The sequence below is a fragment of the Segatella oulorum F0390 genome (assembly GCF_000224615.1).
GTDB lineage: Bacteria > Bacteroidota > Bacteroidia > Bacteroidales > Bacteroidaceae > Prevotella > Prevotella oulorum.
The window spans coordinates 110,732-118,320 of sequence record NZ_JH114216.1 but is presented as its reverse complement, the minus strand read 5'-3'; the positions used below and the strand labels follow the sequence as shown (position 1 = coordinate 118,320).

The following is a 7,589-nucleotide window of genomic DNA, read 5'->3' as shown; positions in this document are numbered from 1 at the left end:
AAGGTTATGAACATTTTATTACTTTTGTAAACCGATGGGAAAAGAAATACCCCGTGTTACGCAAATATAAAGCCGAGCGTAATATTGCTTATTTCACCTATATGGACTTCCCTGTAGAAGTACAGAGATGCATTTATACGACGAATTGGATTGAGCGGCTCAACAGAAAGTATAAAAGAACCATCAAGATGAGAGCTGCAATGCCGTCAAGTCAATCGGTTTTATTTCTATTGGCATCTGTTGCAATGGAAGAAACACAGACGACATATCGAAGGAAAGTCTATCAATGGAGATGCTGGAAAAAGAGTGAATAATTTTGAACAAAATGGAAGATATGGGAAATTATGGTTACACACTTTTTAGGACAATACCGAGTAAAAACAAAAGTAGCACACATTGTCATGTAATTGCATAGAGAATGCCCGGCAATATGGTGCATATTATCCCATAAAACAATAGCTTTTAATGGACAATAGGATAGCTTTCAGTGCACAAAGCATCATTTCTTCTGCCGCTCTTCCATCAACTTAGCCACAATTTCAAACTGATAACCCGCATCAAGCACTGCGTGAATCAGTCCCGGACAGCCATCCAAGAAACCACGTTTCAGCAGATAGGACTTCACAAAACGATAGAGTGGGCGATAGAACAGCGCCATCTTGCCATAGTTTTTCTTACGCCTACGCGGCACTTCATAGTCAGAATAGGTGTTATTTTTCCGGATAATGTCGGCCACACTATCATTGGCAAGGTGTTCAAATGCAAGATCCCGCCGGGCAGAAGGAATGCGAATGATGCGTCCTTCCACCTCGGGTGAGGCATGAATGACGGGAGGCCAGTTACATTTCTCGCGCTTTAAGAACCGAAGAATATAGTCAGGATAGCAGCTATGCATCATCTTTCCCATGAAATAATTCTTGCGGGGAATGGCTATTGCGGCAAAATCGGCCTCCGTTTCGATAGCCTTATAGAGATAGTTGCGCAGGGCTGCCGGCACAATCTCATCGGCATCGACCACCAACACCCATGGACAACGCGCCTGGTCAATGGCAAATTGTCGGGCAGGTTCTACGATACGATGCGCTCCTTTGGGAAAAATCACAATCCTACACCCATAGGCTTTGGCTATTTCGAGCGTATTATCGGTGCTTTCCATATCGCAAACGAGCACTTCATCAAAACCTTTTACCGCTTCAAGCACCGTGGCAAAATGGCGCGCTGCGTTATAGGTGTTGATCACAACTGTAATCCCTTCTGATTGATTCATGCTTGCAAATGTACGCATTATATTCGTGCTTTTGAAACGATGTCGTATAAAATATGTCCTTTTTGCTCCCTTTTTTACCCATATATTTGCGAACATCGCTAAAAAAAATTACCTTTGTCGTAAAAAGAAATCCATCATCAGGCTGGCTGGAAGAAGTTTCTTTTGACGGCCATACATCCCATCATTTTAGCATAACATGAACATTGTTGCTGTCGTTGTCACCTATAACCGCTTGGTTTTACTGAAGCAAAACATTGCAGTTTTAAAGAAACAGACATGCCTCCCCACGCATATTGTCGTCATAGATAATTGCTCTACCGATGGCACTGCCGAGTTTTTGCAAACCGCAGAAGGCATTCGCGTGATTCGAACAACACAGAATACCGGGGGAGCGGGTGGCTTTTTTGAAGGCATAAAAGCTGCCGTTGCCCTCCAAGCCGATTGGATTTGGCTCATGGACGACGACACCATTCCTCACGATGACACTTTAGAAAAGATGCTTCCCTATACCCATCAAGCGCAAGTGGGGTTCATTAACAGCAAAGTGGTGTGGAAAGATGGTTCGCAACACCTGATGAACAAGGTTGTTTTTGGCCAGCAAGAATTGCCCGAAAATACATCCTTTTCGCATGAAATGCAACAGAAAATCATTCGTAATGGGTCGTTCGTTTCGATGCTTATCCGCGGTGATATGCCGTTTAAAATCGGACTCCCTTATCGCGAATTCTTTATTTGGTGCGATGATTTTGAGTACTCCTATCGCATGTTTTCCCATGGCTTTGTGGGCATTTATGCCGAAGAGAGTGTTGTTCTTCATGCGACAGCCGAGAACTATACCCCCGTTTTAAAAGACATTCGCGGCCAACATGCTTGGAAATTATACTACGAAGAGCGCAACAGAACCTTTATCGATAGGAAGCATAAAAACCCTGTTGTGTTCTTTTTTTCACAGCTTAACAAAATTCGTTTGCAGCGACGTTTAATCAAAAAGCGCCATCTTCCGCAAGAAGAAGAACGCGCTTTGCTTCACCAACTCACACGAGGTTTGTGGGATGGGATATTTTTTCATCCGAAAATAGAATGGATAGATGCAGACGCTTTAACGAAAAAGAACAAATAGATGCAGTCTTTTCAGTCTAAAGAAACGAAGTCAGACGAGCGGCCTTTGCGACTGCTTTTCCTCCTATCGCGCTTTTTAGATGGAGGCATTGACACGGTTCTGTTGGAATATGTCAACCATTTGGCCGACCATCTGCACTACGATGTCACCTTAGGGATAGCCATTTGCTATGGTGATTTGGAGGTTTATCGTCCAAAATTAAGTCCGCGTGTCAAGGTGGTTTACTTCAATCAGAGTCCCTTTCTCACGCGACTTTCACGCCAACGCATTGAGAAAAGAGCTTCTTTTTTTGCCGCAAGCATCGACGAAATACTTTTCGTTCCCCTGCGAAGACTCGCCACACAAAGGGGCATTTACAAGCTATCTCGACAGGCAGATGCCATCATTGATTTTGATTGTCGTGCTTATGCTTTCCTCCATCACATACGAAAACGCAAGATAGCTTTCTTTCATTTCAGCTTCGATCAGGTGCTAAAAAACAATCCAAAGCGCATGAATCGCATGAAGAAAGGGCTTGCCGCATACCACAAAGTGGTAACCATTTCGAGGGCAATGTGTGAAGAAGGCAGGAAAATGTTTCCACAATTCAAAGAAAAATTCATACTCCTTTACAACGCAAAGGATGAACAACTTCTTGCAGAATATGCCGAGAAGACCATTGATAACCCGCTCATTCAGCGGCCTTATCTATTAGCTGTCGAACGTTTAGAGGAGTCGCAAAAGGATCTTTCAATGCTCATTCGTGCCTATAGTTTGCTGGTTCACGAGCACCATATCAGCGAATGGCTCTATATTATTGGTAAAGGAAAGGATGAAGCACAGCTCAAACAGCTCGCAAAGACACTGCAAGTGGCTGATAAAGTGGTGTTTTTAGGTTTCCAACCCACCCCGCTTCCATGGATTTTGCATTGCAAAATATTTGTGCATAGCGCCAAATTCGAGGGTCTTCCCACAGTGCTTATCGAAGCGTTGCTGCTCGATAAGCTCATTGTGGCAACCGATTGTCCAACGGGTCCACGCGAAATCTTAGACCATGGGCGTTGCGGTTTGCTCACTCCTGTGGGCGATGCGCCGGCCTTTGCCGCAGCTGTTCTTCAACTTCTCAACGATAAATCGCTACAACAACGATTGCTTTCCGCGGCAGAAGAGCAGAAAAAGATTTTCACTTTCGCACATATCGACCGGCAACTGCACGCTCTTTTCTTAGGAGAAACAATGTATTAGATGATTAGAAAAAGTGGAGATGGCCACCTATGCAGAGGCTATCTTCCTAACAACAACCATAAATTTCACCCAAATGCAAAAGAAAAATATAGCTTTTCTCATCAGTCTTTTCTTGGATGGCGGCACAGAAACCGTCTTGATTGAATATCTTCGTAACCTCTCTAACACGGGTTTATACAACCTTACTTTAGTTATTGGTTACAACATGCAGCAGAAAGAGATGTTTCTTTCGCGTATTCCCGATGATGTAAAAGTGGTGCATTTGCTATCCAACCCGTTACTGTTAAAACGCTATACGGCCCATTTGATACGGCCTATCAAGCTGTTAGACGAGTTTATACTTAATCCTATCCGACGCTTTATCCTGCGAAGTGCCATCCAAAAACTGGCCAAACAGAATGAAGTTATCATTGACTTCAACCATGCTTTCGGTTCTTTCATGACGCATATCCCGGCGAAAAAGATTGTTTTCTATCATTATTCGCTCACCATCAACCAACAAAATGACCCCACGGAAATGGCGAAATTGCAGCAGAAAGCTGGTCGTTATGACTACTTAGTAACCATTTCAAAGGCCATGTTTGATGAGGCTTGTCGGTTCTTTCCACAACAGAAAGACAAACTTCGCATGATTTATAACAGCATCAACACACAGCATCTTTTCGATGCTGCCCATCAAAAAGTGGACGATCGGCGCATTGAAAAGCCCTTTATTCTTAGTGTAACGCGCTTAGAAGAAAGGCAAAAAGACGTGACAACACTCATCAAGGCTTATGCGTTGCTGCGCAAAAATGATGGTCACAACGAAGAGCTTTATATCATAGGAAAAGGTGTTTCATTGGTACAACTGCAGCAAACGGCACGCGAATGCCACGTGGCCGACCATGTTTTCTTCTTAGGTTTCATGTCCAACCCACTGCCTTGGACCAAGCAGTGCAACCTTTTCGTGCAAAGTTCTCACTTCGAAGGGTTGCCAACTACAATGATTGAAGCCTTGCTTTTAGACAAGATGATTGTGGCAACTGATTGTCCTACAGGACCAAAAGAAATCCTTAACAATGGGAAAGCAGGCTTGTTGGTGCCCGAAAACGATGCAGAAACGCTTGCAAAAACAATGCACGAAGCACTCACAAACACGGCATTGCAACAGCAAATTGCTGCGGGAAGAGCCGAATATAGCAAGAATTTTACGTTCGATGTGGCAGGAAAACAGCTCACACAGCTCTTTGATGCGTAGGTTTATACACCGTATTTTATCCCACTTTTCTTATTCTTGTTTTAACGATGTACGATTATTTGATTGTTGGTTCAGGCCTTTTCGGTGCCACTTTTGCTTATTTTGCTCATCAAAAAGGAAAGCGATGCTTGGTGATTGAAGCCCGAAAACATTGCGGAGGAAACCTCTATTGCGAGAAAATAGAGGGGATAAACGTACACAAATATGGCGCACACATCTTTCATACCAATAGTCAACGGGTGTGGAAGTTTGTCAATTCCTTGGTCGAATTCAATCGCTATACCAACAGCCCCATGGCCAATTACCAAGGAGAACTCTACAATTTGCCTTTCAACATGAACACTTTCCATCAGATGTGGGGTGTGAAAACGCCGGAAGAAGCAATGCAAAGGCTTAACGAACAACGAAAAGAGGCGCTGCTACACATGCGGAAAACGGGGGTAGATTTACCCAGAAACTTGGAAGAACAAGCCTTATTGCTCATCGGAAAAGACATCTATGAGAAGCTGATTAAGGGCTATACGGAGAAACAATGGGGAAGAAAATGCACCGATTTGCCTGCTTTCATCATTCGTCGTCTACCCGTTCGCTTAGTGTATGACAATAATTACTTCAACGATGCCTATCAAGGTATTCCGAAAGGTGGCTACAATCAGCTTATCAATCAGTTATTGAAAGATGTAGAAGTGCGCACTGAAACCAACTATTTTGAGCATCGACAGGCATTAGATGGGCTTGCTAAAATGAAAGTATTCACAGGGAAAATCGATGAATATTTCAATTATCGGTTAGGCTATTTGCAATATCGCACCGTGAAATTCGAAGAAGAACGTCTGCTAAAAAGCAATTATCAAGGTTGTGCTGTGGTGAATTATACGGATCGAACAGTGCCCTATACACGCATCATCGAGCATAAACACTTTGAGACTTTCGGCGAAGCGGTTGACAAAAAACCATACACCATCATCTCTAAAGAGTATTCAACAGAGTGGGAACCCGGCATGGAACCTTATTATCCTGTGAATGATGAGCACAATAACTCGCTTTATCAGCAATACAAACAGCTGGCCGATGCCGAGCCAAACACACTCTTCGGTGGCCGTTTAGCTGAATATCAATACTACGATATGGCGCCTATCGTGGAGAAAGTGATGGATATGTTCGATGCAGAATAGCTGCCGATCGCAATCTTTATTTCAACAACTTCGTTGCAAGTTTGTAGGTAAACAGAACCCTCGGATGGGATAAATCCCATTGTTGCACCTCAGTCTGTATCAATCCGCGATGCTTTTTGCTGATATCTTTCAATGCGTTTCCTACAGACTTTCTTAGATATTCGCTTTCGTGCGCTTTGTGTTGACTGATTAATGCAATGGCAATTGATGGATTTTCTTTGAAGAATGGGCGACTTGTCCAAATCCGTAATCCTTCTGTTACCGCACGAATAACATTCGGATTGTCATCATTTAGCCATTCTTTTATAAGTGGCAACGATGCTTCATAGCCCCTATATTTGCAAACTTCATCAAAAGCCTTTGCAAGCATTTCCTGCACTCGCCAATGCTCATCAGTACTTATTCGCTCCTTCAGAAAGCAAAGTGCGTCGTCATCTTCCGTTGCCAATCTACCCCATATTGTTGTTGCCAACATTCGAATTTGGTAGGCTTCATGCCCCGAAAGCTCACCAGCAAGCTCTGCACATCGACCCTTTGAGTATGTAGAAATAATCTCATTAGCACCTTCAATGATGTGCTGAAAGCCATGTTCTATGGACAAAATTCTGTTTAATAGGCTATCAATTTCCATACTTATGCTTTGGTAGTTTTTGAGAAACTTGCTCTATCTTCTTCTCATCTTGAGCAACCTTACGCTCTATTTTCTTAATATCTTCTGAAGGAGGAAGCTCTTCCGGCTTAATACCTCGCTGCCCTAACATAGCACGAACACTTTGATTATTCTGTATATGCTCGCTCGTAATAGGATGTTCGCCATGCAAATCTTTACTTTCTACATTGTAATTGGTCATCTCTGTAGCAAGATTCTTGGCAGCTATAGTAAGCGTTGGAAGGAAGTCTGCTAACGGTCTGTTACTCTTTACGCCCAACCTTTTTTTCATATCTTCTGTAGTCTGCCCCCCAAACAAGGCCATATCGCCTTTAGAACGTATGCGTCCAAACCCTTTATCGTCAACCCCTCGCTGATATATATTCTGTGACAATTGCTTTTCAGACATTCGTAATTTATCACGAGTCTCTAAGCGAGAGAGCAGGTTTAGCCGCTCTTCTATCAATTCAGCCTTTCGTGTTTGTACAGCAAAGTAGCTTTGAGCGAAAGCTATTTCCTCCTTCTTTGGATCGCCATTTTGAGCGATAAGATAGCAAGCATAGCGTGTAAGCATAAAGTCAGATACCGCCCTTTTTCCACCTTTCCCTATTCCTATCATTTTCGTGACCTCACGAAAATGGTCATCAACGTTGATACACTGCGCCTTACATGAGTCTATTGCACGGTGAATAGCAACTAAAAAGTTCTCCCAACGTGCATAACCTAATATCGTTTGTAGTTCGCGTGCAAACCACACTTCTATTTGTTCTTTAGCATCATCGCTTTCAATATACCGTGCAATGTTGTCGAACACAGACTTATATTGCAGTATCATATTTTTATCCATAGCCTTATTATTTAGTTTAAAATCACTTTAAAAATAGCTTCATAGCAGTGCGGAAATAGTAATATTCACC

At 42.9% G+C, this 7,589-nt stretch carries 8 protein-coding genes; 5 read left to right on the top strand and 3 right to left on the bottom strand.

Going from position 1 to position 7,589, the window contains the following annotated elements:
* Window positions 1-314: IS256 family transposase (locus HMPREF9431_RS06955; protein WP_004380495.1), on the top strand; the 314-nt coding region annotated here is incomplete at its 5' end.
* A 185-nt stretch (window positions 315-499) separates the two neighbouring features.
* Here the strand turns inward: HMPREF9431_RS06955 and HMPREF9431_RS06950 are convergent.
* A complete protein-coding gene (locus tag HMPREF9431_RS06950) occupies window positions 500-1,267 on the bottom strand; it encodes a glycosyltransferase family 2 protein (protein ID WP_040561294.1) in 768 nt (255 codons plus the stop codon).
* A gap of 196 nt (window positions 1,268-1,463) precedes the next feature.
* On the opposite strand from HMPREF9431_RS06950, the gene HMPREF9431_RS06945 reads away from it, so the two are divergent.
* The 4 genes from HMPREF9431_RS06945 (at window position 1,464) to glf (ending at window position 6,023) form a co-directional block, all read left to right on the top strand.
* Entirely contained in the window at window positions 1,464-2,387 is a 924-nt protein-coding gene (locus HMPREF9431_RS06945) for a glycosyltransferase family 2 protein (RefSeq protein WP_004380493.1), read from the top strand.
* Window positions 2,388-3,611 carry a glycosyltransferase gene (locus HMPREF9431_RS06940; RefSeq protein WP_004380492.1) on the top strand — a complete coding sequence of 408 codons (1,224 nt, stop codon included), beginning with the start codon at window positions 2,388-2,390 and terminating at the stop codon, window positions 3,609-3,611.
* Between the two features lie 73 nt (window positions 3,612-3,684).
* Complete coding sequence (locus tag HMPREF9431_RS06935; RefSeq protein WP_040561413.1) at window positions 3,685-4,848, top strand: glycosyltransferase; 1,164 nt, start codon at window positions 3,685-3,687, stop codon at window positions 4,846-4,848.
* Window positions 4,849-4,895: 47 nt separating this feature from the next.
* Window positions 4,896-6,023: a UDP-galactopyranose mutase gene (glf, locus tag HMPREF9431_RS06930; RefSeq protein ID WP_004380490.1), complete on the top strand. Its 1,128-nt coding sequence runs from the start codon at window positions 4,896-4,898 to the stop codon at window positions 6,021-6,023.
* Window positions 6,024-6,039: 16 nt separating this feature from the next.
* Here the strand turns inward: glf and HMPREF9431_RS06925 are convergent, their stop codons facing one another.
* Both HMPREF9431_RS06925 and dinD read right to left on the bottom strand, forming a co-directional pair.
* Window positions 6,040-6,654, bottom strand: coding sequence for a DNA alkylation repair protein (locus tag HMPREF9431_RS06925; protein ID WP_004380489.1), 615 nt, complete (start codon window positions 6,652-6,654; stop codon window positions 6,040-6,042).
* Complete coding sequence (dinD, locus tag HMPREF9431_RS06920; protein ID WP_004380488.1) at window positions 6,644-7,519, bottom strand: DNA damage-inducible protein D; 876 nt, start codon at window positions 7,517-7,519, stop codon at window positions 6,644-6,646. Before dinD ends, HMPREF9431_RS06925 begins: the two co-directional genes overlap by 11 nt.
* Between the last annotated feature and the right edge of the window lie 70 nt (window positions 7,520-7,589).

What these genes read in the sequence shown, in the direction of transcription:
- HMPREF9431_RS06950 (WP_040561294.1), bottom strand. Translation starts at nt 1,267, where the DNA reads ATGAATCAATCAGAAGGGATTACAGTTGTGATCAACACCTATAACGCA.
- HMPREF9431_RS06940 (WP_004380492.1), top strand. Translation starts at nt 2,388, where the DNA reads ATGCAGTCTTTTCAGTCTAAAGAAACGAAGTCAGACGAGCGGCCTTTG.
- glf (WP_004380490.1), top strand. Translation starts at nt 4,896, where the DNA reads ATGTACGATTATTTGATTGTTGGTTCAGGCCTTTTCGGTGCCACTTTT.
- HMPREF9431_RS06925 (WP_004380489.1), bottom strand. Translation starts at nt 6,654, where the DNA reads ATGGAAATTGATAGCCTATTAAACAGAATTTTGTCCATAGAACATGGC.
- dinD (WP_004380488.1), bottom strand. Translation starts at nt 7,519, where the DNA reads ATGGATAAAAATATGATACTGCAATATAAGTCTGTGTTCGACAACATT.
- HMPREF9431_RS06935 (WP_040561413.1), top strand. Translation starts at nt 3,685, where the DNA reads ATGCAAAAGAAAAATATAGCTTTTCTCATCAGTCTTTTCTTGGATGGC.
- HMPREF9431_RS06945 (WP_004380493.1), top strand. Translation starts at nt 1,464, where the DNA reads ATGAACATTGTTGCTGTCGTTGTCACCTATAACCGCTTGGTTTTACTG.